This window comes from Candidatus Poriferisocius sp. (assembly GCF_965219775.1).
Classification (GTDB): Bacteria; Actinomycetota; Acidimicrobiia; order Acidimicrobiales; family Bin134; genus Poriferisocius.
Window position 1 is genome coordinate 3382620 of sequence record NZ_OZ244793.1, and the last position, 26578, is coordinate 3409197.

22 protein-coding genes and 1 pseudogene are annotated in these 26578 nt (G+C 66.7%); 11 read left to right on the top strand and 12 right to left on the bottom strand.

What is annotated here, in order from left to right; translation table 11 throughout:
* Positions 1–46: 46 nt before the first annotated feature.
* Positions 47–1270, top strand: a complete 1224-nt coding sequence (locus ACOQPQ_RS15305; RefSeq protein WP_420640277.1) for an ATP-binding protein — start codon at positions 47–49, stop codon at positions 1268–1270.
* On the opposite strand, the gene ACOQPQ_RS15310 is transcribed toward ACOQPQ_RS15305, so the two are convergent.
* Positions 1212–2075 carry an enoyl-CoA hydratase/isomerase family protein gene (locus tag ACOQPQ_RS15310; RefSeq protein ID WP_420640278.1) on the bottom strand — a complete coding sequence of 288 codons (864 nt, stop codon included), beginning with the start codon at positions 2073–2075 and terminating at the stop codon, positions 1212–1214. The genes ACOQPQ_RS15305 and ACOQPQ_RS15310 overlap by 59 nt on opposite strands.
* A gap of 130 nt (positions 2076–2205) precedes the next feature.
* Here ACOQPQ_RS15310 and ACOQPQ_RS15315 point away from each other — a divergent pair, with 130 nt between their 5' ends.
* The 5 genes and pseudogenes from ACOQPQ_RS15315 (at position 2206) to ACOQPQ_RS15335 (ending at position 5326) form a co-directional block, all read left to right on the top strand.
* Positions 2206–3015 carry an enoyl-CoA hydratase/isomerase family protein gene (locus ACOQPQ_RS15315; protein ID WP_420640279.1) on the top strand — a complete coding sequence of 270 codons (810 nt, stop codon included), beginning with the start codon at positions 2206–2208 and terminating at the stop codon, positions 3013–3015.
* Between the two features lie 47 nt (positions 3016–3062).
* The gene (locus ACOQPQ_RS15320; RefSeq protein ID WP_420640280.1) at positions 3063–3350 is read left to right on the top strand and encodes a hypothetical protein; all 288 of its coding nucleotides are present in this window, start codon (positions 3063–3065) and stop codon (positions 3348–3350) included.
* 12 nt (positions 3351–3362) lie between these two features.
* Positions 3363–3596: pseudogene (locus tag ACOQPQ_RS15325) on the top strand (UGSC family (seleno)protein); the annotation flags it as partial.
* Complete coding sequence (locus ACOQPQ_RS15330) at positions 3597–4658, top strand: hypothetical protein (protein WP_420640281.1); 1062 nt, start codon at positions 3597–3599, stop codon at positions 4656–4658.
* The gene (locus ACOQPQ_RS15335; protein ID WP_420640282.1) at positions 4658–5326 is read left to right on the top strand and encodes a thiamine diphosphokinase; all 669 of its coding nucleotides are present in this window, start codon (positions 4658–4660) and stop codon (positions 5324–5326) included. Before ACOQPQ_RS15330 ends, ACOQPQ_RS15335 begins: the two co-directional genes overlap by 1 nt.
* 15 nt (positions 5327–5341) lie before the next feature.
* Here the strand turns inward: ACOQPQ_RS15335 and ACOQPQ_RS15340 are convergent, their stop codons facing one another.
* Genes ACOQPQ_RS15340 through ACOQPQ_RS15355 form a run of 4 tightly spaced genes read right to left on the bottom strand, consistent with a single transcriptional unit; the run spans position 5342 to position 8764 of the window.
* On the bottom strand, positions 5342–5809 hold the full coding sequence (locus ACOQPQ_RS15340; RefSeq protein ID WP_420640283.1) for a nuclear transport factor 2 family protein: 468 nt from the start codon (positions 5807–5809) through the stop codon (positions 5342–5344).
* 10 nt (positions 5810–5819) lie between these two features.
* Positions 5820–6830, bottom strand: coding sequence for an NADP-dependent oxidoreductase (locus ACOQPQ_RS15345; RefSeq protein WP_420640284.1), 1011 nt, complete (start codon positions 6828–6830; stop codon positions 5820–5822).
* On the bottom strand, positions 6827–7324 hold the full coding sequence (locus ACOQPQ_RS15350) for a hypothetical protein (protein WP_420640285.1): 498 nt from the start codon (positions 7322–7324) through the stop codon (positions 6827–6829). The genes ACOQPQ_RS15345 and ACOQPQ_RS15350 overlap by 4 nt, the downstream gene beginning before the upstream one ends.
* Before the next feature lie 45 nt (positions 7325–7369).
* The gene (locus ACOQPQ_RS15355; protein WP_420640286.1) at positions 7370–8764 is read right to left on the bottom strand and encodes a S1 family peptidase; all 1395 of its coding nucleotides are present in this window, start codon (positions 8762–8764) and stop codon (positions 7370–7372) included.
* Positions 8765–9209: 445 nt separating this feature from the next.
* Between ACOQPQ_RS15355 and ACOQPQ_RS15360 the strand changes: the two genes are divergently transcribed.
* Together ACOQPQ_RS15360 and ACOQPQ_RS15365 are read left to right on the top strand one after the other, a co-directional pair.
* The gene (locus ACOQPQ_RS15360; protein WP_420640287.1) at positions 9210–11534 is read left to right on the top strand and encodes an arylsulfatase; all 2325 of its coding nucleotides are present in this window, start codon (positions 9210–9212) and stop codon (positions 11532–11534) included.
* A 77-nt stretch (positions 11535–11611) separates the two neighbouring features.
* The gene (locus tag ACOQPQ_RS15365) at positions 11612–13936 is read left to right on the top strand and encodes an arylsulfatase (protein WP_420640288.1); all 2325 of its coding nucleotides are present in this window, start codon (positions 11612–11614) and stop codon (positions 13934–13936) included.
* An 18-nt stretch (positions 13937–13954) separates the two neighbouring features.
* Here the strand turns inward: ACOQPQ_RS15365 and ACOQPQ_RS15370 are convergent, their stop codons facing one another.
* Positions 13955–15439, bottom strand: a complete 1485-nt coding sequence (locus ACOQPQ_RS15370) for a sulfatase-like hydrolase/transferase (protein WP_420640289.1) — start codon at positions 15437–15439, stop codon at positions 13955–13957.
* 146 nt (positions 15440–15585) lie between these two features.
* Between ACOQPQ_RS15370 and ACOQPQ_RS15375 the strand changes: the two genes are divergently transcribed.
* The 3 genes from ACOQPQ_RS15375 (at position 15586) to ACOQPQ_RS15385 (ending at position 19554) form a co-directional block, all read left to right on the top strand.
* Positions 15586–17751 (top strand): ABC transporter substrate-binding protein, encoded by a 2166-nt coding sequence (locus ACOQPQ_RS15375; RefSeq protein ID WP_420640290.1) that lies wholly within the window; start codon positions 15586–15588, stop codon positions 17749–17751.
* A gap of 83 nt (positions 17752–17834) precedes the next feature.
* Positions 17835–18611 (top strand): ABC transporter ATP-binding protein, encoded by a 777-nt coding sequence (locus ACOQPQ_RS15380; RefSeq protein WP_420640291.1) that lies wholly within the window; start codon positions 17835–17837, stop codon positions 18609–18611.
* The gene (locus ACOQPQ_RS15385) at positions 18598–19554 is read left to right on the top strand and encodes an ABC transporter permease (RefSeq protein ID WP_420640292.1); all 957 of its coding nucleotides are present in this window, start codon (positions 18598–18600) and stop codon (positions 19552–19554) included. The genes ACOQPQ_RS15380 and ACOQPQ_RS15385 overlap by 14 nt, the downstream gene beginning before the upstream one ends.
* Before the next feature lie 20 nt (positions 19555–19574).
* Here ACOQPQ_RS15385 and ACOQPQ_RS15390 read toward each other — a convergent pair whose 3' ends face one another.
* The 6 genes from ACOQPQ_RS15390 to ACOQPQ_RS15415 all read right to left on the bottom strand — a co-directional run bounded on the left by ACOQPQ_RS15390 (position 19575) and on the right by ACOQPQ_RS15415 (position 26569).
* Positions 19575–21023 carry a DNA-methyltransferase gene (locus tag ACOQPQ_RS15390; RefSeq protein WP_420640293.1) on the bottom strand — a complete coding sequence of 483 codons (1449 nt, stop codon included), beginning with the start codon at positions 21021–21023 and terminating at the stop codon, positions 19575–19577.
* A 72-nt stretch (positions 21024–21095) separates the two neighbouring features.
* Complete coding sequence (locus tag ACOQPQ_RS15395; RefSeq protein ID WP_420640294.1) at positions 21096–21395, bottom strand: hypothetical protein; 300 nt, start codon at positions 21393–21395, stop codon at positions 21096–21098.
* 93 nt (positions 21396–21488) lie between these two features.
* Positions 21489–22349, bottom strand: a complete 861-nt coding sequence (locus ACOQPQ_RS15400; protein WP_420640295.1) for an ABC transporter ATP-binding protein — start codon at positions 22347–22349, stop codon at positions 21489–21491.
* Positions 22350–22353: 4 nt separating this feature from the next.
* Entirely contained in the window at positions 22354–24252 is a 1899-nt protein-coding gene (locus ACOQPQ_RS15405; protein WP_420640296.1) for an ABC transporter ATP-binding protein, read from the bottom strand.
* Entirely contained in the window at positions 24252–26150 is a 1899-nt protein-coding gene (locus tag ACOQPQ_RS15410) for an ABC transporter ATP-binding protein (RefSeq protein ID WP_420640297.1), read from the bottom strand. The genes ACOQPQ_RS15405 and ACOQPQ_RS15410 overlap by 1 nt, the downstream gene beginning before the upstream one ends.
* Positions 26150–26569, bottom strand: a complete 420-nt coding sequence (locus ACOQPQ_RS15415; RefSeq protein WP_420640298.1) for a MarR family winged helix-turn-helix transcriptional regulator — start codon at positions 26567–26569, stop codon at positions 26150–26152. Before ACOQPQ_RS15415 ends, ACOQPQ_RS15410 begins: the two co-directional genes overlap by 1 nt.
* Positions 26570–26578: the final 9 nt, after the last annotated feature.

A 26578-nucleotide genomic window follows, 5' to 3' on the forward strand; every position in this document is an offset into this window, starting at 1 on the left:
TAGTGAATAAATTGTATTCAAGGAGAGAATAGATATGATTCTACCCATGGTCGGCACCGCCCTGCCCCGTCTCGTCGAGTCGAGTCTGGCTGCTCGGCTGCAGGTCATGCCCGCCGTGGTGGTCACCGGGGCTCGCCAGTCGGGCAAGAGCACCCTTGTTCAAGAGCGTATGCCGGGCTCGCGGCGCCACTTCACCCTCGACGACCTTGATGTGATCGACATGGTCGGTCGCGACCCCGCTGCCCTCGTGCGAGGGGACCAACCGATGGCTTTCGATGAGGTACAGAGGGCACCCGAGCTGCTCCATGAGATCAAGCGGGCCATCGACCACAACCGCAAGCCGGGGCAGTTCCTGCTGACCGGTTCGGCCAACCTGCTGTTGATGAGCCAGGTGTCGGAGTCGTTGGCCGGTCGGGCCAGCTACCTGACGCTTTGGCCCATGACCCGTCGGGAGCAGATGGGCCTGGGCCACTGCGGCGTCTGGGAGGACTTGCTCACTGCCCCCAGCGGCGAATGGCTGGATCTGGTGGCCTCGCAGCCTGACGCCCGAGAGGACTGGCGGGTCCTCAGCCTGCGGGGCGGATTCCCGCAACCGGCCGTCCATCTCAAGACCGCGGAAGAACGGTCAATCTGGTTCGACGGCTACGTCCGAACCTACTTGGAGCGCGACCTGCGGGATCTCTCGGCAATTTCGTCGCTGGCGGACTTCCGGCGGTTGATGCGGGCCGCCTGCCATCGCCTCGGACAAATCCTCAACCAGGTGGACTTGGGCCGTGACGTGGCGCTGTCCCAGTCGACGGCCCACCGGTACCTCAATTTGCTGGAGACCTCGTACCTGATGGTGCGGCTCCCGGCGTTTGCGGTGAATCGAACCAAACGGCTGGTGAAATCCCCCAAACTGTACTGGGGGGACACCGGCGTGGCGCTCCATCTGGCCCAGAACTCCCAACCGGAGGGAGCCCATCTGGAGAACCTGGTGCTCTGCGACCTCTTGGCCTGGCGCGACGCCCGCACCCAGCCCGCTGACGTGTTCTATTGGCGCACCAGAACGGGGGAGGAGGTGGACCTGGTGGTCGAGGCCGGCGATCGGCTCTTGCCCATCGAAATCAAGGCCGCCGACCGGCCCCGACTGGTCGACACCAAACACCTGCGGGCCTTCCGGTCGGAGTACGGCGACGCAGCCACCCCCGGCCTGTTGCTCCATGCCGGGTCTACCCTGGAGTGGTTGACTCCCGATGTGCTGGCGGCTCCGTGGTGGAAGGTGATGTGAACGCGTCCGGGTCGAGGGGGGCCCATCGGGGCTCGCGTTTTTCGGCGAAGGCGGCCGGTCCCTCCACCTGATCGGGGTGGCCCCATACGCCGGTCATGTGAAAGGCGCCCTGGCGGCTGGCCTCGGTCAGGCCGTGCTCCATGGCGTCCCACAGGGCCCGCTTGGTGGCGGCCATGGCCGAGGGGGAGTTGCGGGCGATGGCCTCGGCGATCTCCCCGGCCCGGTCCCGCAGCAGCTCCGGGGGATCCACGATCTCACTGATCATCCCCAGCTCGTAGGCCCGCTGGGCCCCCATTCGCTCGTGGGCCCCCATCAGCGCCATGCGCATCACCGTCTCGGCGGGCATCTTCTTCAACAAGGCGATGGCCTCCAGGGCCACCACTTGGCCCACCGAAACGTGGGGGTCGAAGAACTGGGCGTCGGAGGCGGCGATCACGATGTCGGCATCGGCCACCCAGTGGAAGCCGCCACCGCAGCAAATGCCGTTGATGGCGGTCAGCACCGGCTTGCGCACCTGTTGGTGCCACGAGGTGAAGTGCAGGTCGAAATTCTCCACCGACTCCCGGTAGCGCTCCATGCCCTGGCCGTCGGTGGCCAACTCCACCACGTCCACCCCGGTTTGGAAGGCCCGACCCTCCCCGGTGTGGACGATCACCCGCACCTCAGGATCGCGGTCCAACTCCAGCCAGGCGTCGGCAAACTCCTCCCTCATGGTGGAGTTCATGGCGTTGAGCTGATCCGGGCGGTTGTTGATCAGCCACCCCACCCGGCCGCGGCGTTCCACGATCAGCGTCTCATACCCCATGGCCCCAGTTTGTCTCAGCCTCTGTCGGATTGCCCGGTCGCCGGCTCTGGCCGCTGCCGGGCCCGCTCCGCCCATGCCCGGAGCGGACCATGAAGCCCAATCAGCGACACACCACTAGCCTGGTCCGCACATGAAGCCCTATCCCGCCCCGGTGGAGGGTCTGCGCGTGGAGATGGCGCCGCCCCTGCTGAGGATCACCCTGGACCGGTCCCACCGCCGAAACTCTCTGACCGACGACATCGTGCTGAACCTCATCGACAACCTGGAGGCGGCCAGCGCCGACGAGCACATCCGCGCCGTGCTGCTCGACTCGGTGGGCGAGAACTTCTGCAGCGGCTTCGACCTGGCTGGCCGGGCAGGCGACGGCCCCCGGCCCCGGCCGGGCAGCATCGCCCGGCGCATGCCCTACTTGGTGAACCGGCTCATCCCGGTGATGTTGGAGGTGCAGGTGCCCATCGTGGGGGCGGTGCGGGGGTGGTCCGTGGGGCTGGGCTTCAGCCTGGTGCTGGCCTGCGACTTTGCGGTGGTGGCCGAGGACGCCCGCCTGCGGGCCCCGTTCACCGCCATGGGCATCACGCCCGACAGCGGCATGTCGTGGTTGTTGCCCCGCCTGGCCGGGGTGGCCCGGGCCAAGCAGATGCTCATGCTGGGCGAGGAGCTCTCCGGGGCCACCGCCGCCGAATGGGGGCTGGTCCACCGGTCGGTTCCCGAGGATCAGGTCACCGCCGAGGCGGAACTTCTGGCCGACCGGCTGGCCGCGTCGGCCACCGTGGCCGTCGGGCTGGCCAAGACCCTCATCCACCGCGGTTCCGGGCGCAGCCTGGCCGCCCACATGGAGGAAGAGGCTTTTGCTCTGGAGTTGTCGGCTCGCTCGTCCGACTTCCGGGCATGGTCACAGGCCTTCAAGGAGCGCAGACCCCCCGAGTTCACCGGTCACTGAGCGGGGTCCGAGCCGGCATCGGAGTCGACGCCCGATAGTGTGCGGGCATGTTGGTTTTGGACCCGACGGCTGCTCCCCCTGTGGTTGACCCCGACCGGGGTCCCGACGCCGGTCCGCTGACCGGCAAGCGGGTGGGCATCCGCTACGACCTCACCTGGCGATCGTTCTTGTGGACCACCGAGGAGTGGCAGGCCAGGCTGGAAGCGGCCGGGGCGGAGGTGGTGTCGTGGTGCTCGGAGTCCCGCCAGGACGTCAGCTTGGACGACGCCGTTTTGGTGGAGCTGGAGAACTTCACCACCGACGTCGACATCGCCATCGTCGGTTTGGGCAATTGAGGAAGCTGCACGTCCTGGACCGTCCACGACGCAGTTGCGGTGGCGGCCCAGGGCAAGACGGCGGTCGCCGTCGTGACCGAGGAGTTCGTGCCCCTCGCCCGGATCATGGCCCGCAATCTGGAACGGCCCGGCCTGCGATTGTGCGTGCTGCCCTATCCCTTGGACACCCGGCCCGAACCCGACGTCCGCCGAATCGCCCACGACCATTGGCCCGCGTTGCTCGAGGCGCTGGGAGTGCCCTCGTAGATGGCCGCTGACGCCGGTCCCGTACCCGACGGTGCCCTACCCGACGGGCAGGTGGAGGTGCCCGAGGATCCGGTGGCGTTCCAGGCGTGGGCCACCGGCCAAGGGTGGGGCGACGGTTTGCCCTTGATCCCTCCCACCCCGGAGCGGGTGGCCTCCTTCGTCGAGGCCGCCGGGCGACCCGCCGACACGGTGCTGGCCGAGATACCCCCGAACAACGCCTGGTGTACGGTCGAGAAGCTGGCCGTCAACGCCTGCATGGCGGGCGCCGTCCCCGAGGCCATGGCCCTGATGATGGCCGCGCTGGAGGCCATGGCCGAGCGCCGATTCGACCTGTTCGCCCTCAACACCACCACCAGTTCGGTGGTGCCCGCCCTCATCGTGAACGGCCCGGCCCGCCATCGGTTGGACTTGCCCTGTGAGGCGGGCTGCTTCGGTGGGGCGGCCGGGGCCGGTCCGGCCATCGGGCGGGCCCTTCGCCTGGTCATGCGCAACGTGGGTGGCCAGGTGGCCGGCGAGACCTCCAAGTGTGTGTTGGGTCAGCCCGCCCGGGTGGTGGGCCTGGTGATGGGGGAGTGGGAGGAACGATCCCCGTGGCCGCCGCTGGCCGAACGCCGGGGGGTGCCCGGCGATGCGGTCACGGTCTACGGCACCATCGGCACCATGGACATCGCCGACATTGCCGCTGACGACGGTCGTTCGCTGGCCTGGGTCATCGGCCAGTCGCTGGCCTACGTCGGCACCAACGCCTACATCTCCCACTGGGGGGCCGAGGTCATGGTGGTGGTGCCGCCGCCGTGGGCCGACATGCTGGCCGCCACCTATCCCACCGTGGAGGACGTGCAGGAGGCGGTGTGGTCGCACGCCTGCCACCCGGTGGCCGGGTTCCCCGAGACCCACCGGACGTGGCTGGCCGAGCGCGACCGGATCAGCCCCGACGGCGCCGCCCACATCGTGGAACACCCCGGCGACGTCCTCGTGGCGTGCGCCGGGGGGCTCGGCAATCTCCATGCCGGCGGCCTTCACAATTTCGGTCCCTCTCGGGCCGTGACCCGGCCGTTCTGATGGCCCGACCGGGGGGAACCGGGACGTCGCCGCCCGAAGCGGCTGAGGTCACCGTAGTAGTGGTGGCCGGGGGCGACCCTCCCTCCCCCGGCGAGATCGCCCGCCTGCCCGACCGTGCGGTGGTGGTGGCCGCCGATCACGGCCTGGACCATGCCTATGCGGCCGGGCTCGAAGTGGCGGTGGCCGTGGGCGACATGGACTCGGTGTCCCCCGAAGCGTTGTCGGCGGCCGAACAGGCCGGAACCCGAGTCGAGTGCCACCCGGTCGACAAGGATCAGACCGACTTGGAGTTGGCCCTGGAATGGGCCGCCCGGCTGGCCGACCGGGTCATCGTGATCGGCGCGGGCGGCGGCCGGGTGGATCACCTCCTCGGCAACCTGGCCGTGGTGGCCTCGCCCCGCTGGGCGGGCACCGACATCGAGGTCTGGCTGGGCGAGGCCCGGGCCGTGGTGGCCCACGGGCGGCGCGCCCTGGAGGCCGAGCCCGGTGCCACCGTGTCGCTGTTCGCAGTGGGCGGCCCTGCCCGGGTCACCACCACCGGTTTGGCCTGGTCCCTTCGCGACGAGGTGCTCGAACCCCTGAGCGGCCGGGGCGTGAGCAACCGGGTGGTGGACGCGCCGGCGTACATCCAGGTGTCCGAAGGGGTGGTGCTGGCGGTTCTCCCGTAGGGCTAGGCCGTACGGCTATGCCGTCGGACGCTCGGCGGGGAACACCCGGTTGCCGTCCACCTCGATGCGTTGGCGCCGGAGCCGCATGGTGGCAATGCGCCATTGCCCGTCGTCGCACCGGCGGTAGGTCTCCTCGTACCAGCCGAGGCCCCACATGTGGCTCATGCCGCTCTCCGGAGGCCAGTCCAGGTTGTCCTCCATGGCCCACACGGCTGAGGCCGTGTCGGGGCCGTCGATGCTGATCTCGCTCATGTGGCCGTGATGAGCGGTGATGATGGGGGCCAAGATGGGCTCCAGATACTCCCGGAACGCCTTGTTCCCGGTGATGTCCGAGCCCTCCCCGGTGTCGTCGGGCGTGGAGATCACCACGTCGTCGCAGAACACGTCCTCCCACTCGTCCCACCGCTTCTGGTCCATCAACCGGAAGTACCGGGCCTTGAGCAGGCGAATGGCCTCAATCTCCACCAAGTCCTCAGGAGTCATGCCCGGCACCCTACCCCGGCGACACCCGCACGAGCTGTTTGCCGATGTTGCGGCCCTCGAAGATGCGCCGGAGGGCGTGGGGGGCGTTCTCGATGCCGTCGACCACATCGGTCCGGTAGGTGATGCGCCCCTGGCGGACCCAGTTGGCCAGGACGGGCAGGGCCTCGCCGAAGCGGGGCAAGTAGTCGGACACGATCAGGCCCTGCACCCGCACCCGGCGGAACAAGATGTTGCGGAACAGGCGGGGCGACCACCAGTCGCCGGTGGCGTTGTAGGTGGAGATCATGCCGCACAGCACCACCCGAGCGTGGTGGTTGACCAAGCCCAGCACGGCGTCCATTACCTCGCCGCCCACGTTCTCAAAGTCCACGTCGATCCCGTCGGGGCACGCCTCCCGAAGCTGCTCGGCCACGTTGCCGACGCGGTGGTCCACGCAGGCGTCGAAGCCCAGCTCCTCGGTCACGAACCGACACTTCTCGGGCCCACCGGCCACGCCCACCACCCGGCAGCCCCGGATCTTGCCGATCTGGCCGGCCACCGAACCGGTGGCCCCGGCCGCCGCCGACACCACCAGGGTCTCGCCCGGACGGGGATCCCCGATGTCGAGCAGGCCCCAATAAGCGGTCATCCCGGTGGGGCCGAGCGGCGCGGTGAACGCCTCCAGCGGCAGTCCCAGTTCCATGGGAATGGCCTGGGGCTCGTCAAGCACCGAGTACTCCTCCCATGCCAGCCCGCCGGTGACCACATCGCCGGGCCGGAATCCCGGATGGTGCGACTCGATCACCGTCCCCCACGTGCGTCCCCGCATGGGCTCGCCCACTTCCACCGGGGCCACGTAAGAATCCATGTCGCTCATCCAGATGCGATTGGCGGGGTCCACCGTCAGGTACACATTGCGCACCAGAACCTGACCCGGCCCCGGCGAAGGCACCGGCAGATCGATCAGCTCCAGGTCGTCCGGCGTGACCTCACCCCGCGGCCGAGCCCGCAGAACCCACCGCCGGTTCCGCCCCTCGCTCATCGCGCTACCCCTTGGCCGTCTGCACCGGCAGGGTCAACCAATCGGATTCCCTTGGCGAGGAAGAGTCTCATATCGTCACAACCGCCCCGATCTCGTGTCTTGTCAATTGTGAAGTGCAGCAGACCTTGAATGGCAGTCACCTCAATTGTCGGAGGGTACCTGCACGAGCCGTCCGTGTACGAGAGCACCAGATCAAATCCCAGCGTGTGAGGCGTCAGCACAGCGGTGCACTCCGCCCCAAAGGCAGAAATTCTGTGCCCTACATCGGTGTGTATCAGTTGGGCACAGTTCAAGTTGATGAACTCACCAGGTGTCATCGGCGGATCTGCTGACGCGAGGTCGTCGGCAAGTTCTGGCAATTCCAGGATTTCCTCAACTTCTATGTCCTCGATGGACTCGACCCATTGAACCCCATTACCTGAGAGCCTCTCCCCTCCCTGACAGCTTCGGACGACAAAGACGGCGACAACTATGCCGACGGCGACGAGGATCATTCCCCAGTACGCCTGCCTCTGCCCAAATAGAAGTGCCATTGAAGGTCAAGAGGTTCGGACATCAACGTCGTAGTAGACTAGTAGATATTCAATTGGTACAGCTCTTCTATATGACGATGAGGAACCTCCAGAATGCAATCCCACAGCATTGTTCCCACGCCATACTGGCCCTCCGGAGTCCCCATTCGAACTGGTATAGGTGGCACTGAACCCATACTGTTGGCATCCGCAAGTGTTGCTCCACCAAGAATACTGTGTGTCTTTGATTGTTCCTGTTTTGAGGCCTGAAAATTGGCCCATCATACTCACTGGCATACCACCATATAGCTCGGAGTTTGTAAGATAGTTGGTGATTTGAATGCAACCCCAATCGTGACACAGTGCTACATCATTCGACCCTTGGTTGTCAGGTACTTGTATCAGCATACCATCTCTACCAATATCAAAATATGCGTCATCATCAATTTCACTTCCAAAGCTTGAGGATCCATAACCATTGTGATACCAGGATGTTGAACCTGACCACCCGCAGTGCCCAGCAGTGAGGGCCTGAGTATCAGCACCATCTACCACCATGAATCCCAAGGAACAGGCTGCCCCATTTTGTGAGCCCTTTGTTATCTTGATACCAGCCATCATTGGATTCACACAATTGTCGGGATGATTGCAGACTGAATCGGTTCCCAACTCAGAGAATGTAATATCAAAGTCGATCCGCTTCATATGGCTATAGATCTTGGAAACTAGGCCATGCTGAGAGACGCGGTCAGTCAGACTAATATTGGAGTCTAATTCGACAATTAGCTTGTTGGCAGCGACATCTACTCCGATAGCATGGACACCTAGTGCTCCCTTTTCCGAATCATATAGCAGGGACCAGAGTCGGTCTTGTTGCTGCATCAGTTCACTAATGGAATGAGTGACACTGTGAAATTGGACTGAAGCACTAGGGGGAATCTTCTCTTGGAACAATGCAGCCACTTGTTGGCCAGCAACACTTGAGGTATGATATATGTGGAATATTCCATCACCTATATGTTCAAGTCGGGCGCCGCTAAAGCCATCAAGCCTGTTGGCTTGCATTAGTGGTTCCCTCATCGAATCAACCATGCTCATGCGGGCGTCGTACTGTGCACGCTCGCTTGCTGTCAAGAGTAGTCCTGTCTCAAGGAGCCCTGCTCGGGACTCAGCATCTTCCAACAACAGTTCGATTGTAGATTGATTAGGATCGAATCCTAAGTCAGCACGTGCTGACGCCAAGTCAGTGCGAGAGGAAAGGGCAAGGGCACCCTCTTTGGTGAGATCACCAGACCTGATAGGATCTCCATCAATTTCATGTGAGTCAGCACCGCTTTGAGCACCTAGCAGCAATATGATGATTGCTAGGCCAATGAGGGTAGGGCGAATGGTCGCTCTGTGTTGGACCTTGGATTCAAGCATTGGTTACTTCCTTTGCTTCCACACCATAGTGAGCCTCGGAAGTCGGTGAGACCACAAGTGATGGTGATCTAGACGCAGCTTTACGTGACAACGCACAATACGGATGCTACCGAGCAGGGACAGCCAACATCAAAAGTTGATGGTCTAGAGTCCGAATTTCCTTTGGCTTCCACGCTAGGCCTTGCAACGTTCTTCTCCCAGAGCAGCCGGAGCATGCGTCCGAGGAGCCGATCGAGGTTATCCGGTGTCGTGGTCGATCCACGAAGGTTACGGGGCCTACCCCGATACTGGTGCCATCCACCACGGACCCATTTGCCCGGGTCTCTTGTAACCGACTCCAACGAGGTCCGCCAGGTTGCGATTCGCGACGTCTGTCTCGCCCTGGAAGGGGGCATTCTCCCTCCAAGGTAGGGTGTCGGCGGCAAGACGGAGGGGGAGCGGAGCGATGACCGATCGACGCCAGCAGGAGCACTATCCCGGATTCGAGGGCAGCATCGGCCGGATTACCGCCACCTCTCAGTCGTGGTGGCCACCCCGGCCCACGCCGCCGGAGGGCGCGCCCAACATCGTCATCGTGCTGGCCGACGACCTGGGATTCTCCGACGTGGGCTGTTTCGGCTCGGAGATCGCCACCCCGGCCATAGACGCTTTGGCCGACTCCGGCTTGCGCTACACCAACTTCCACGTGACGCCGTTGTGTTCACCTACCCGGGCGGCGCTGTTGACCGGGCTCAACTCCCATCGTGCGGGGGTGGGGTTCGTGGCCAACGCCGATCCCGGTTTTCCCGGTTACGCCGGGGAACTGCCCGCCAACCAATCTACGTTGGCCGAGATGCTGCGGGCCACCGGCTACGCCACCATGGCGGTGGGCAAGTGGCACCTCTGCCGGGAGGCCGACTTGTCAGCGGCCGGCGACACCCATTCGTGGCCGCTGCAGCGGGGCTTCGACCAGTACTACGGGTTCCTGGAGGCACTCACCAACTTCCATCACCCCCACCTGATGTACGAGGGCAACAGCCCCATTCACGTGGACGAGTATCCCGAGGGGTATTACCTCACCGACGATCTGACCGATCGGGCCTGCCGCATGATCCGCGACGTCAAATCCACCGATCCCGACAAGCCGCTGTTCCTGTACTACGCCCACGGGGCGGTCCACGCCCCCCTGCACGCCAAAGCCGAGGACATCGCCCGCCACCGGGGCCGCTACGACCAGGGCTGGGACCGGCTCCGGGAAGAACGCCTCACCCGCCAGAAGCAACTGGGCGTCGTCCCGCTGGACACCGAACTGCCCCCTCGCAACTCCGAGCCCGACGAGGACGTGGCTGCCTGGGACAGCTACCCCGAGGACGACCGCCGGGTGATGGCCCGCTACATGGAGGTGTACGCCGCCATGGTCGAGTCGATCGACCACAGCGTGGCCCGTATCCGGGCCGAGCTGGCGGCATTCGGCCAGCTCGACAACACGATCTTCGTGTTCACCAGCGACAACGGTGCCTCCCGCGAAGGTCGGGCCCAGGGCACCATTTCCTACTTCACCTACAGCAACCCCGGAGCGATGTCGTCGGCCGCAGTGGGCCAGGAGGAAATGGACGCCCTGGAGGCCGACACCATCGGCGGTCCCACCACCTGGCCCCACTATCCCCGGGGGTGGGCCATGGCCTGCAACACACCATTCCGGTTGTACAAGATCACCGCCCACCGGGGCGGCCATTCGGTGCCCCTGGTGGTGTCGTGGCCCGCCCGCACCACGGTGGTGGGCGGGGAGTTGCGCCACCAGTACACCCACGTCACCGACCTGGTGCCCACCCTGGCCGAACTGGTGGGCTTGGACATCCCCACCGAGCGCCACGGGCAATCCTCCGACGCCCCCGACGGCGTGTCGTTCGCCACCAGCCTGGCCGACCCCGACGCCCCGGATGTCCACACCGAGCAGTACTACGAGTGCATCGGCCACCGGGCCTACTACCGCGACGGCTGGTCGGCGGCCACCTTTCACGAGTTCATGACCCCGTTCAGCGGCGACCGCTGGGAACTGTTCAACCTGGCCGACGACCCCAACGAGCGCATCGACCTGGCCGACGCCGAACCGGAGAAGCTGGCCGAACTGGTGCAGGCCTGGGAACAGGCCGCCTGGCGCAACCGGGTATTCCCTCTGGACGATGGCAGCGGGCTCTATCACGCACTTCGCCCGCCTGACCATCGCCGACTCACCCGGCCGCTGCGAATCCTGCCAGGGGCGGGCACCGTGGAGCGCTACCGGGCCTCACGGGTGATCGCCGGCGGTAACTTCACCGTCACCGTGAACCTCGATCACCGCCCCGGCGACGAGGGCGTGCTGGTGGCCCACGGCGGACAGGCCTCCGGCTATGTGCTGTACATCGAGAACGGCCGGCTGCACTTCGAGGTGAACAGCGGCGGGCAGCCGTTGACCTACGACCCCATGGAACTGGCCGGACCGTGCCGACAGGTGGTGATGGACGTGAGCGCTCCCGGAGGGCGCATCTGGAACATCACGGTCAGCGCCGACGGTCGCACCGGCATCACCGCCTCCAACATCCCCCAGATCTACGGCTTCATTCCCTGGGAGGGGATCGACGTGGGCGCCGATCGGCGCTCGCCGGTGTCATGGTCGCTCCACCAACGCCACGGTGCCTTTCCCTACACCGGCACCATCCACCATGTGACCTATGTGCCCGGGCCTCCCTCACCCGACTCCCACGAGGTCCGCGAGGCCGAGTACCGAGAGATTGGCCTCGCCCTGGAGTAAGGCCGGCTTCCGCAGACGACAGCGCCCCGATGGTGTGTCATAGGGTGGCGGCGGCAATACGGAGGGAGACCGGAGCGATGACCGATCGGCGTCAGCAGGAGCACTATCCCGGATTCGGGGGGACCATCGGTCGGATCATCGCATCGTCGGAGTCGTGGTGGCCGCCCCGGCCCACGCCCCCGGAGGGCGCGCCCAACATCGTGATCGTGCTGGCCGACGACCTGGGGTTCTCCGATGTGGGTTGTTTCGGTTCGGAGATCGCCACCCCGGCCATCGACGCTTTGGCCGCCTCCGGCCTGCGCTACACCAACTTCCACGTGACGCCGTTGTGCTCACCCACCCGCGCGGCATTGTTGACCGGGCTCAACTCCCACCATGCAGGCATGGGGTTCGTGGCCAACGCCGATCCCGGTTTTCCCGGCTACGCCGGGGAGCTGCCCCACAACCAGTCCACGTTGGCCGAGATGCTGCGGGCCACCGGCTACGCCACCATGGCGGTGGGCAAATGGCACCTGTGCCAGGAAGACGACCTGTCGATCGCGGGTGACACCCATTCGTGGCCGCTGCAGCGGGGCTTCGACCAGTACTACGGGTTCCTGGAGGCCCTGACCGACTTCCACTTTCCCCATCAGCTCTACGAGGGCAACAACCCCGTCCACGTCGACCAGTATCCCGAGGGTTACTACCTGACCGACGACCTCACCGATCGGGCCTGCCGCATGATCCGAGAGGTCAAGACCACCGACCCCGACAAACCCTTGTTCCTGTACTACGCCCACGGGGCGGTCCACGCCCCCCTGCACGCCAAAGCCGACGACATCGCCCGCCACCGGGGCCGCTACGACCAGGGCTGGGACCGGCTCCGGGAAGAACGCCTCGCCCGCCAGAAGCAACTGGGCGTCGTCCCCCCCGAAGCCCAGCTGCCCCCTCGCAACACCGAGCCCAACGAAGACGTGGCCCCCTGGGACAGCTACCCCGAGGACGACCGCCGGGTGATGGCCCGCTACATGGAGGTGTACGCCGCCATGGTGGAGACCATCGACCACAGCGTGGCCCGCATCCGGGCCGAGCTGGAAGCCCTGGGTCAGCTCGACAACACGATCTTCGTGTTCACCAGCGACAACGGCGCCTCCCGAGAGGGCCGGGCCCAGGGAAGCACCTCCTATTTCACCCACAGCGGCACCGGGGCGCGGCCCTCCCCGGCAGTGGGAGACCATGAATTGGCGGCCCTGGAGGCCGACGCCATCGGCGGTCCCACCACCTGGCCCCACTATCCCCGGGGGTGGGCCATGGCCTGCAACACCCCTTTCCGGTTGTACAAGATCACCGCCCACCGGGGCGGCCATTCGGTGCCCCTGGTGGTGTCGTGGCCCGCCCGCACCACGGTGGTGGGCGGGGAGTTGCGCCACCAGTACACCCACGTCACCGACCTGGTGCCCACCCTGGCCGAACTGGTGGGCCTGGACATCCCCGCCGAGCGTCACGGGCAACCCTCCGACGCCCCCGACGGCGTGTCGTTCGCCCCCACCCTGGTGGAGGCCGACGCCCCGTCCCACCACACCGAGCAGTACATCGAGTGCATCGGCCACCGGGGCATCTACCGAGATGGCTGGTCGGCAGCCGTCTTCCACGAACACCTCACCCCGTTCAGCGCCGACCGCTGGGAGCTGTTCAACCTGGCCGACGACTTCAACGAGCGCATCGACCTGGCCGACGCCGAGCCGGAGAAGCTGGCTGAACTGGTGCAGGCCTGGGAACAGGCCGCCTGGCGCAACCGGGTCTTCCCCCTCGACGAGGCCTCCGGGTTGTTCCGCACCCTCAAGCCGCCCGAGCACGAGAGACTCACCCGCACCCTGCGGATCCTGCCCGGATCACCCACCGTGGAGCGTCTGCGCTCGGCCCGAATCATCGCCGGCGGCAACTTCGCCATCGCTGTTGATCTCGACCACCACCCCGGTGATCAGGGCGTGCTGGTGGCCCACGGCAGCCAGGCCACCGGGTATGTGCTCTACATCGAGGACGACGCCCTGTGGTTCGTGGTCAACACCGCCGGCCGCTACCTCGCCACCGAGCCGTTGAGCCTGCCCGGGCCGTGCCGAAACATCGTCGTGGACGTTGCCGCCCCCGGTGGGCGCATCTGGAACGTCACCGTGAGCGCCGACGGACGTACCGGACCAACCCTGTCCGATGTCCCCCAGATGATCGGCTTTCTGCCCTGGCAGGGCATCGACGTGGGCATCGATCGCCGCTCGCCGGTGTCGTGGACCCTCCACCAACGCCACGGCACTTTCCCCTATTCCGGCACTCTCCACCACGTGACCTACACCCCCGGCCCCCCCGCCCCCGACACCGACGACATCCGCCTCGCCGAATTCCGCGAGATCGGCCTCGCCCTCGAGTAGCGCCACTCAGGGGCACGGTCATCCCCCGTATTCGGCGGCTTCGAGTTCTTTCAGGTGCTCGAACCGATCCCGCAGTTCCTGGCGGCGACCGGGGTCGTGGGCCAGGTTCACCAGCTCATGGGGGTCGGCGTCGTGGTCGTACCACTCATGGTCGTGGTCGTCGAAGTCGGCATCAGGCCCGAACAGCATGGCGTCGCCCAGCGACACCCCCAGGTTGCTGACCCCGCCGCCGATCCCGTAGTAGCGGCAGTACTTGTGGCGACCGTCGAACACCCCGGAGGAGGCGTAGCGCACTTTCTCCACTCCCAGATACCACGGCCACCGCTGGGCAAACAGAATGTGGTCGCGGATCACCGCGGTCTGGTCACCGAACAGCGGGGAGAGACTGTGGCCCGGCAATTGTGAGGCATCCACGCCGGCCAGCTCCACGATGGTGGCGGCCAAGTCGGTGTGGCAGGTGAGCGACTCGGTGACCGTGCCCGGCGTGGTCAGCCCCGGTGCCCACACGTACAGCGGGATGCGCATGGTCTCCTCGTAGTTCCACGGCCCCTTGGAACGCAGCCCGTGGGAGCCGCACTGGTCGCCGTGGTCGGAGGTGAAGATCACCACCGTGTTGCCCCACTGGTCGATGTCGTCCAGGGCGGCAAGGATCACGGCCAGGCTCTGGTCGCTGAGCTGATGGAGCTTCACGTAGTAGTCGAGCTGGCGCAGCCACCGGTCGTGGTCGCCGGGATCCATGGGTCCCGGTCGCCCGTTGCGCTCCATCTGCAACAGCCACCGCCGGTGGACTTCGGGCTTGGTGTGCAGGTCGTCATCGAAGTTCTCGGGCAACTCGGTACACCACCGCTCCACGTCGTGGTCAAACGCAGGCAGGTTGGTGGCCCGCCCCCACCGGCGCCGGTCCAGCCGGTTCTTGCTCTCGGCCACGTAATCGGGCGAATCCTCCCAGAACCAGGGCTGGTCCAGGGGAAACCACATGATGTCGTGGGGGTTGACCAGCCCCACCGTCAAGAACCACGGGCCGGAGGCATCCCGCTGGTCGCGAAGCCAAGCGGCGGCATCAGCGGCGATGGGCGGGTCGAACTCGGTGCCGCTTCCCGGCAAGCCCCAATAGGCCATGTCGTTTCCGGCCCAGTCGGAGAACCCGTAGGCCTCCATGTCGGGCTCGGCGGACGCCTGCAGGTGCCACTTGCCCTTGTAGGCGGTGCGGTAGCCCGCCTCCCGCAGGCGGGTACCCAGCGTGGGGATGTCGGTGGCGAGCTGGGTGTTGTCCGGGTAGCTGGAGTTCTCGGTCACTCCGTGTTGGTCCATGTGCAGCCCGGTGAACAGCGTGGCTCGCGAGGGCGAACACGGCGAGGTGTGGGTGTAGTGGCGGCGGAACTCCAACGATTGGTCCAACAGGCGTTGACGGGCGGGCAGCGGCACACCGGGCGGCAGCCAGTCTCGTTGCCGTTCCTGGTCGGATACCACCAGCAAGATGTTGGGTCGGGCGGGGTGATGCACGCCCGGCAGCGTAGCGGTACCCACCAGGACCGATGCTTGTGTCTGATCGCAGCCTTTCTTGCACGTCCGACATTTTGCTGGTGGACTAGTGCCGCTCCAGCCGGGCAATTCGGCGCGGCAGTGGAGGGGATGAAGGGATGCCCTTGATGACGACACGTTCTCGCCTTGTGGCCGTGCTGGCCCTGATATTGGCCTTCGTCTTGGTCGCCGCCGCGTGCGGCAACGACGACGATGGGGGGACGCAGGCGCCCGCTGGTGACGGTTCAACCGATGCCGGTTCCGGTGATTCGGGGTCGGGCGACTCCGGCGGCGACGGAGACGGAGGGACGGCCGATTCGGGATCGGGCGACTCCGATGCCGGATCTGGTGATTCGGGCTCGGGCGACTCCGGTACCAACGTCAGCGACGGCGACCCCGGCGACGTCGAGCCGATAGCCCTGGGCGCTCCCGAGGACACCACGGTGACGATCTGCGATGCACCGTCGTTCACCCAGCTCTACGCCAAGGTGGCGGTCAACCGGGGGTTCCTTGCCGAGCGGGGGATCGAGGGCGAATTCGTGGCCTGCCTGTCGGGTCCGGCCCAGGCAGCGGCCTTGATCTCCGGCCAAGTCGATGTGGCTCTGAACACTCCCGACAACATGCTGGGCATTCGCAACGCCGACTTCGACGTGGTGATGTTCGCCCAGGTCGTCGATCTGCACTTCTTCGACATCGTGGTCAGCAACAACTTCGGCGAGATCGATTGCGTCCAGGGAGACTGGCAGTGCGCCATGGCGGCGCTGGACGGTACCCGGGTGGGTGTGGTGGCCCGAGGGGCAGCCGCCGAGCAGATCGCCCGCCAGCTCTTGGACTCGGCCGGACTCGATCCGGACAACACCACCTACATCGCCACCGGCTTGTCGGGGACCACGCTGGCCGCGTTGGCATCCGATGAGGTGGATTGGGCCATCACCTTCGAGCCCGGCCTCAGCCAGGCCGAACTCGACGGCATCGGCTACGCCCCGTTCCGGTTGCGCTCAGGCGATGGCCCCACCGAACTGGACTGGCCGTCGGCCATCTTGAACACCGCCCGCACCTATTGGGAGGCAAATCCCAACACCGTCCTCCACTACCGGGCCGCCATGGTCGAGGCCATCGAGTGGTTGCGCGATCCGGCCAACCGAGAGGCCGTACTCGAGGAACTCGACGCCCATCTGGGCCTCGATCCTGCGGTGGCCGAGGTGGTGTTCGACAACAACATCGGCTCCATGACCACCACCGGCGAACTCAACCAGGTACGGATCCAGAACAACGTGAACTACGCGGTGGGCCGGGGCATCCTGGCTGAGCCCCAGGAGTTCGGCGAGTTCGCCGTGGGCCCGGGCATCGATGTGATCCTCCCCGAAGCGCTGATTCCCGAAGTGGTCGACGTGGCCATCTGCCAGGCCCCGTCGTTCACCGGCATGCCTGCCGCGGTTGCCGTGTCGAGAGGCATGCTCAAGGATCGGGGGGTCAACGGCCAGTTCGTCCAGTGTCCCTCCGGCCCGGCCAACGCCGCTGCGCTCATCGCGGGCGAGGTCCAGTTCGTGGGCAACACCCCCGACAACATGCTGGGCATCCGCAACGCCGGATTCGACGTGGTGATGTTCCAACAGGTGGTCAACAACCACTTCTTCGACATCGTGGTGAGCAACAACTTCGGGGCCATCGACTGCGAGGGCGGCGACTGGCAGTGCGTCATGGCGGCGCTGGACGGTACCCGGGTGGGCGTGGTGGCCCGAGGCGCCGCCGCCGAGCAGATCGCCCGTCAGCTCTTGGACTCCGCCGGATACGACCCGGACAATTCCACCTACATCGCCACCGGTTTGTCGGGGACCACGTTGGCCGCGCTGTCGTCGGATGAGGTTGACTGGGCCATCACTTTCGAGCCCGGTCTCAGTCAGGCGGTGATCGACGGCATCGGCTACATCCCGTTCGCCTTGCGACAGGGTGAAGGCCCCACGGAGCTGAACTGGCCGTCGTTGGTCAACACCACGGCGCGGGAGTTCTACGAGAACAACCCGAACACGGTGGCCATCTACGCCCAAGCCATACGCGAGGCCATGGACTGGATGCGCAATCCGGCCAATCGTGCCGACGTGCTGGCCGAAATGAACGCCCTGTTCGGGGCTGAGGGCGAGGTGGCCGAGGCGATCTTGGACAACAACATCGCCAGCCTCTCGCTCAACGGCGCGCTGCAACCGGCCCGACTCCAGAACAACGTGGACTACGCCGTGGGCCGGGGCATCCTCGAGGAAGCCCAGGAGATTTCGGAGTTCACCGTCACCCCGTAAGTCCGACCTCATCCTGGTCGGGGGGAATCGAGGTATTCCCCCCGACCAGGGTAGGGGCATCCGGGGAGGAGTCGCCCAGCGTCGTGCCACCAGCAGTAGAACTCAACGAGGTGACCCTCATCTTCGGGGGGGATCATCCCGACGACGAACCCGTGCTGGCCGTGCAGGACGTCAACCTGGCTATACCCTCCGGCCAGTTCGTGGCCGTGGTGGGCCCCAGCGGCTGCGGCAAGACCACCATTTTGAACATGCTCGCCGGCATCATCGGCCCGACTCGGGGGTCGGTGATGCGCCATGGCGAGGAGGTCAACGGCCCCAGCCAGGACATCGGCTACATGCTGGCCCGCTCGGGGCTGAGCCCTTGGCGCACCGCTCGTCGCAACGTGGAGTTGGGGCTCGAGTTTCGAGGCGTGCCCAAGGGGCAGCGGCGCGAACGGGCCATGGAGCTGTTGGCCAAGCTGCGCCTGGAGGGCTTTGCCGACTCCTTCCCCTCCCAGCTCAGCCAGGGCATGCGCCAGCGGGTGGCCATCGCCCGGACACTGGCCATCGATCCCGACCTGTGGCTCATGGACGAGCCCTTTGGCGCCCTCGACGCCCAGACCCGTCTGACCGTCCAAGCCGAGTTCTTGGAATTGTGGTACGAGACCCACAAGACGGTCATCTTCGTGACCCACGACCTGGAGGAGGCCGTGCTCCTGGCCGACCGGGTGGTGGTCATGACCGCCCGTCCCGGCCGCATCAAGTCGGACACACTGGTCGCTCTGCCCCGCCCCCGGGTGATCGACGAACTCCGCTTCGACCCGGCGTTTCGGGAGACCGAGCACAAGATTTGGGAGGAGTTGCGCGGTGAGATCGTCTGAGGGTGACGAGCCCCGGGAAGCCGACATGGCCGACCAAGCAACCCTGGCCGACGCGCTGAGCCAGCAGGAGGTGGAGGCGCTGATACCCCGCGAGTCCATCTGGAAGTACCGGTTGCGTCGCCTCGACCTGCCCATTCAACTTGTGCGGCTGGCCATCCTGGCCGGGATCTGGGCCCTGTGGCACTACGAGGTCGTTTGGAACGGCTGGGAGCGGTTCTCGGTGGCCGGCATCCAGCCCTTCCCCGACGTGCCGGAGACGTTTCGGGCCAGTCCCGAAGAGACCTGGGAGTACTTCACCCAAATCTTCCACGAGAGACTCTTCTGGGAGGATCTCTGGGTCACCGTGAAGGAGGCGCTGTTGGGTTTCGCATTGGGCTCTTTGCTCGGCCTGTTGGTGGGTATCGTCCTCGGCCGCTTCCAAAAGGCGGCCAAGGCGGTGGGGCCGTTCATCGTTCTCATAAACGCCATGCCCAAGATCGCCTTCCTGCCCCTCATCCTGATCGTGTACGGCGTGGGCGAGACCTCCAAGGTGGTCTTGGCGGTGATCATCGTGTTCTTCATCGTGCAGGTGCCCACCCAGGCTGCGGTGGCGCTGGTCGATCCCGACCTCGACATGGTGGCCCGTACCATGGGGGCGTCCCAGCGCCAGCTCTTCACCAAGGTCACCCTGCCAGGCATCACCCCGGCGGTGTTCGGTGCCCTGCGGCTGGCGGCGGTCATCTCGGTGCTGGCGGTGGTGTTCGGCGAAATCTTCTCGGCCCGCCGAGGCCTCGGACAGCGGCTCATCACCGCGGCCAACCAACTTTCCTACGGTGACACCTTCGCCATCGTGTTCATCCTGGCTCTGATCGCGCTGATCATGAACGGCGCCATCGGATTCGCCGAGCGCAAGTCCCTGCGCTGGCAGTCCTCCCAACAAGGCGGCCAGGTCATCTCCCTGTAGGTACCCGCGTTGCTCCGGGTTCAGGACTCTCCTGTGGCCAGGGCGGTGAGGCGGGCTATGTCTTGGGGGTTGAGCATCTCGAACACGTCGTGTACCGGCTTTTCCGGGCCGGTGACCGACTGGAGGGCTCGGTGCCCGGCGCTGTTGCGGGTCGGCCGATCGGTGGTCAACAGCACCAAACGGGGGTTGTTCCCGTCGGCGTGGAGCGCGGCGGCTTTGCCCAGCGCCTTCCACAGCGTGTCGGTCCGGCGCAGTCCGGGCCGCTGGGTGACGCTGAACGCTCCCGACACGTCGAACAGCCAGGGGGTGCCCCGTTGGTCGACCGCCTCGAAGTTCACTTCCACCCCGCAAGCGAAGCGCACTTTCTCGCGGATGTCCTCGAAGCCGCACCGCCGGAGAATGTCCAACGCCATCTCCAGGGCCTTGCGGCCCTGCCGTCCGGCCCGGGCCTGAAAGTCACCGCTGTCGTCGGCTTCGGTGCCGTTGGCCGTCGACGGCACCGTCACCGACCAGCGTTCTCCTTCCTCGGATTCCTCCAGCCGATGCCGTTCGGCGGCAATGCGCTGTTCGGCCAAGGCGATGTAGTCGGCATCGGTGTCGAAGCCCACGTAGTGGCGGCCGGTGCGCACCGCCGCCACCGCGGTGGTGCCCGCACCCATGAACGGGTCCAGCACCAAGTCGCCCCGGTAGGTGTAGAGGTCGATCAATCGCTCGGGCAACGCCACCGGGAACGGGGCGGGATGGCCCACCCGAGTGGCCGATTCCGAGGGGATTTCCCACACGTCGGTGGTGGCCTCCAGGAACTCGTCCACCGACGCGGTGCCCTCCGAGGGAAGCCCCCGAGCGGCTCGCTCCGCCGCCGGCAGGGCCCGGTCGAAACGCCCCTTGGAGGCGATCACGATTCTCTCGGTGAGGTCGCGCAGCACCGGGTTGCCCGGTCGCCGGAAGCTGCCCCAGGCACAGTTGCCTGCGGCGCCACGGGCCTTGTGCCAGATCACCTCACCCCGAAGCAACAGCCCCAGGTGGTCCTGGAGGATGGCGATTACATCAGCAGAGAGCGACCGGTACGGGCGGCGTCCCAGATTGGCCACGTTGACGGCGATGCGCCCGCCCGGTTCCAACTTGCGCACGCACTCGGCGAACACCTCGCCCAGCATGTCCAGGAAGTCGGCGTAGTCGGCGGGGATGTGCCCCCGACCCACCGCTTCCTCGTACTCCTTGCCCGCAAAGTAGGGGGGAGAGGTGACCACCAGCGCTACCGAGCCGTCGGACACCTGCCCGTGGGCATCCATGGCCCGGGCATCCCCCAGCCACAACGTGTCGACGCAGGCCGGAGCTGCCACCTCGGAGTCACCGCAGATGTCCGGTACCGAGAAGCGCTGGTAGAACGCCGAGGCATCGTGCCCCTCACGGGCACCCACCCCGAAGCGAGAGGTGGCCGTTGTCTGCCGGCGCCGGTCAAGCTCCACGCACTGAAGCTACATCGCTCCGGTGACACTTTGGCGGAGCGGTCTGATGCTCAGTGGGGTTGGCAGTTGCGACTACCGCTGGGGGTCGGGAACCGGAGTCCAGGCCTCCATCCGGCCCTCGAGGCTGCCCACCCGGCCCTCGAGGCGGCCCACCCGACCGCATAGTTCATCCACTCGGCCGTCAAGCCGGGCGAACCCCTCGTTCATTTCGGACCGGAGTTGGGCCAACCCTTGGTTCAATTCGGCTCGGAGTTGGGCGAAGCCCGCGTTCATTTCGGACCGGAGTTGGGTGATGTCGGCCCGTCGACTGCGGTCGAGGTAGAGCGTCAGGGTGATGCTTATTCCCAGCAGCGCGAGGATGGCTTGTTCCATGAGGTTTCCTCACAGGTCGGTGCAGGGGGAAGCCCGCCCCACCGTAGCAGGGGGGACGGCCTCAACCGCGCCGAATGCGGAAATCCGGTCGCCTCAGCGGGCGTGGGCGTACCAGCGACCGTTGCGGTGCTCCAGCGACAACCCCAGGCCGAAACAGGCCGACAGGGTCTCCGAGGTCAGCTCCGTGGCGAGCGGGCCCTGGGCCAGCACCCGCCCCTCTCGCAGGAGCAGCACATGGGTGAACCCTTCGGGGATCTCCTCGGGACGGTGGGTGACCAGCACCAAGGGCGGAGCCGACGCATCGGTGGCCAATCGGGTCAGGTCTCCCACCAGCATCTCCCGGCCCCCGAGGTCCAGGGTGGAAGCGGGCTCGTCCAACAGCACCAAGCCGGGATCGGTCATCAGGCTGCGGGCAAGCTGCACCCGCTGACGCTCCCCCGACGACAGCGTGGCGATGGTGCGGTCGCCCAGCCCGCCTGCCCCCACCTGTTCCAGAAGCCCCTCCGCCCGCTCGCGGTCGTCGTCGGTGTAGTCGTGCCACCACGGCTCCAGGGCCCCGTGCCGTGCGGTCATCACCACCTCGGCCGCCCGCACGTGCGGCCGCAGCATCTGAGCCAGCGACGGCGACACGAACCCCACCCGGTGGCGCAGGCGGCGCACATCCACCTGGCCCAGGCGCCGACCCAACACCTCCACCGTGCCGGTGGTGGGGTGCTCGTACAGCGCGGCGATCCGCAACAGCGTGGTCTTGCCGCTGCCGTTGGCCCCCAACACCACCCAGCGCTGCCCGTCGGCCACCTGCCAGCACACGTCGGCCAGGATGGGTCGGCGGTCCCGCACGAATCCCACCCCGTCCATCACCAGCGCGGCCGTCAATCCCCGGGAGTCCGTGCGCTCGTCACCGCGTACCCCGCCGGGCGGCCCGGACAACGACCCCGGTTGCTCAACAGCCATGGGCTCAGTTGGCGTGGGCCATCCAGGTGGCGTACATGTCGGCGTAGTGGCCACCCAGCGCCACCAGTTCGTCGTGGGTGCCGATCTCTGTGATCCGACCGTCCTCCACCACGGCAATCCGGTCGGCCCGCATGGCGGTGGCCAGACGGTGAGCGATCACAATGGCGGTCCGCCCCTCCAACACCACGTCGAGGGCGGCCTCGATCTTGGACTCCGACCGCAGGTCCAAGTTGGAGGTGGCCTCGTCCAGCACCAGCACCCGGGGGCGGGCCAGGAACGCCCGGGCCAGGGCCAACAGTTGTCGCTCCCCGGCCGACAGCGACGCCCCCCGCTCGTGGATCTGCGAGTTCACGTCGTCCGGCAGCCGCTCCAACAGCTCCGTCAGGCCCACCGCCCGGCAGGCCTCCAGCACCTCGGCCACCGAAGCGTCGGGCCGGGCGAAGGCCACGTTGTCGCGGATGGAGCCGTAGAACAGAAACGGCTCCTGGGGCACCACCCCGAGCTGGCGGCGCAGCGAGGCCAGCGTCACCGTCCGCAGGTCGTGGCCGTCGATGCGCACCGTGCCCTGCTGGGGGTCGTAGAACCGCACGATCAGCTTGGCCACCGTCGATTTGCCCGCCCCGGTCGGCCCCACCACGGCCAGGCTCTCGCCCGGTGCCAGCCGCAGGCTCACGTCGTGCAGGACCGGCGTGTCGTCGTCGTACCCGAAGCTCACCCCCTCCAGGGTGATCTCCCCCTCGATGGGGGGCAGGTCCACCGCATCGGGGGCCTCGGACACCGACGGCTCGGTGCTCAGCACCTCACGCAGCTTCTTGGCCGAGGCCTGTCCCTGCTGGTAGCCGTTGTAGAGCTGCACCATCTGCTGGATGGGGGCGAAGAAGAACGTGAGATAGAGCACGAAGGCGGTGAGCTCGCCTGCGGTGAGGCTCCCGTTGATCACCATGGTCCCGCCGATAAACAACAGGATGGCCTGGCCGATGATGACAATGGCCTCGGTGGTGGGGGCGTAGATGGACGCCGCCCGCACCCCGGCCAGGTTGGCGTCCTTGTGTCGCCCCACCACGTTGGTGTGGTGGACCACGTTGTGGCGCCGCCGATTGTGGGCGGTGATCACCCGGATGCCCGCCAGGCTCTCCTGCAGGTCGGCCAGCACCTCGGCGATGCGATCCCGCACCAGCCCGTAGTAGCGGTCGGACACCTTGCGGAACCAGATGCTGAGCACAAACGTGCCCGGCACCACCATCACCAGGGTCAGCACGGCCAACAGCGGGTCCAGGTAGAACAGCACCGCGGTGATCACCAACAGGGCCAGGCCCTGCACGGCGAAGTTCACCAGACCCTCCTGGAACAGCACGGTCAACGCCTCGATGTCGCTGGTCATGCGGGTCATCAGCACGCCCGCCTTCTCCTGGGTGAAGAAGTTGAGCGACAGCCGCTGATAGTGCGAGAACACCCGCAACCGCAGCGCGTACATCAGCCGCTCGCCCAGCTTGCCGGTGTAGCGAATCCGCAGCGACGAGCTGAGGGCATGAGCGGCCACGGTGCCCAGGAACACGGCGGCCACCACCAACAGGATCCGCAGATTGCCCGAGCTCACGCCCCGGTCGATGCCCTCTTTGGCCAGGAGCGGACCCGACTGCATCATGGCCGACTCGACCACCACCAACAGCAGGGCCACCCCGAGCTGCACCCGGTAGGGCCACAGGAACGACCGGAGCGTCAGCGGGGGGTCGGAGGGCTGGCGGTGGCTGAAGTCCACCTCCACCGGGGGGTACTCGGGCTCCTTTCGGAGCACCTCCTCCACGTGGGTCCGCAGGTCGCCGGGCACACCGGCGTGGGGCAGTCCGGCGTCGCGGGCGGCGTTCTGGGATTGCGGCCCGCCGAAGTATCCTCCCCAACCCACTACTGGCCGTTCCCGGACACGGGTGAATCCTCGGCGCCCGCTTGGTGACTGCGGGCCAGTATCGCCACGTAATGGGGATCGCGGGCCAGCAATTCGGCGTGGGTACCGCTGTTGACCACCCGCCCCCGGTCAAGAACCACCACCCGCTCGGCCAGGCTGATGGTGGACAGTCGGTGGGCGATGATGATGGTGGTGCGGTCGGCCATGAGCCGGCGCAACCCCACGTGGATGGCCTCCTCCACGGTCACGTCGATGGCGCTGGTGGCGTCGTCCAGCACCAGCACCTTGGGGTTGGCCAGAAGCGTGCGGGCAATGGCGATGCGCTGGCGTTGCCCGCCCGACAGGGTGTAGCCCCGTTCGCCCACCACGGTGTCGTAGCCGTCGGCCAACTCGATGATGAATCGGTGGGCCTGGGCCGCCTCGGCCGCCGCCACCACCTCGGCGCGGGTTGCGTTGGGCCGTCCGTAGGCGATGTTGTCGTGAACCGACGCCGAGAACAGGAACGGCTCGTCCAGCACCAACCCGACGGTGTGGCGCAGGCTGCGCAGGGTCACCTCCCGGACGTCGGTACCGTCGATGCGGATCGAACCGGCGTCCGTGTCGTAGAAGCGATCCAAAAGGCGGGCCACCGTGGACTTGCCGCTGCCCGTGCTGCCCACAATGGCCACCCGCTCGCCGGGTTGGATGTGCAGGGTGAAGCCGTCGAGCACCGGGATGTCGGGGCTGTAGCCGAAGCTGACGTCACAGAAGTCCACCCGACCCTGGGGGTCCAGGAGGTCGACCGCGTCGGGCGAGTCGGTGATCTCGGGCACCTCGTCCAGAATCTCGTAGATCCGCTGAGCCGCCGCGCTGGCCCGCTGCCCCTGCATGAGCAGAAAGCCGGCCATCCGGAACGGCACCTGGAGCATGATCACATAGGCGCTGAAGGCCAACAGGGTGCCGATGGACACCACGCCGTCGATGGCCAGCCAGCCGCCGTAGAGCACCACCATGGCCGTCCCCAGCCGGGGCAGCGACTCGATGACGGGATTCCACCGGGCCCGGCTGTTGGCGATCTCCACGTTGGCCCACTGAATGCGCTGGGCCGACCGGCCCAACAGGGCGATTTGGCGTTCCTCGGCGGCGAACGACTTCACCACCCGGGTGCCGCTCACGTTCTCGTCCACGATGGTGGCCAGATCGGCCATCCGGGCCTGGCTCACCCACGACAGCGGGAACACCTGATCGCGGAACTTGAGGCCGAACCAGAAGACACCGGGCAACGGGGCCAGGGCCACCAGGGCCAGCCAGGGGTGGATGTACACCATGAACCCCAGGGCCATCACGAACATCAGCAGGTTCATGCTGAGGAGCGGCCCGAACGCCAGCAGCAACTGCACCGACCGGATGTCGCTGTTGGCCCGGGAGATCACCTGTCCCGACTGGGTGCGGTCGTAGTAGGCAAACGACAACCGGGTGAGGTGCTCGTACACGATGGCCCGCAGATCGGTTTCCACGTTCCACCCCAGCTTGAAGAGCTGGTAGCGGTAGACCCCGCCGAACACCAGCCGGGCCACCCCGAACACGGCGATGAGCGCGGCCACGATCCACATGGCCGACCGGTCCCCGGCGATGGCGGCGTCCACCGCCGACCGGCCCGCCGCGGGCACCGCCACCTGGGCGGCCAGCGCGAACACCCCGGTGACCACGCCCAGGATCAGCGTCCGCCGGTGGGCCAGGATCATCGGCATCAGCCGCTTCATCCACCCCTTGGTCTGGTCGGGGTCGATGCCCGCGGGCGGCGGGGCGTACCGGGCGGTCACGCCCACCGGCTCGAACTCGGGAACGGGGGAGCGGGTCTGCTCCTGGGAGGGCGGGGCCACCGGGGTGGCGAGCCCGCCGTGCTCGGGGGTGGCCACTAACCGGCGTCCTTTCGGCTGCGGGCCAGGGTGAGCGCCTCGTTCCACAGGGCCAGACCTTCCAACGCGTGGGCGGATCGGGAATCGCCGAGGTGGTCGACGATGGGCACGATGTGTTCGGCAATGGCCGCGTCGGCCGCGCTCAGGGCCTCCCGACCGGCGTCGGTGAGTTGGTGGGCCACGATTCGACGGTCCGAAGGGTCCCCCCGGCGTTGGAGCAGGCCCCGCTTCTCCAGTCCGTCGGCCAGTGCGGTTACGCTGGGCCGGCTCACCGACAGCCGTCCGGCCACCACCGAAGCGGCCGCGTGACCCTCCGAAAGGAACAACAGCAGGCGATACTGTGAGGGTGACAGGTCGACCGTTCCCAAGGCCAGGGCCACTTGCCGGGCCAGTCGAGCCGCGGCCTGAGCCGCTTCCACGGCAGCTCG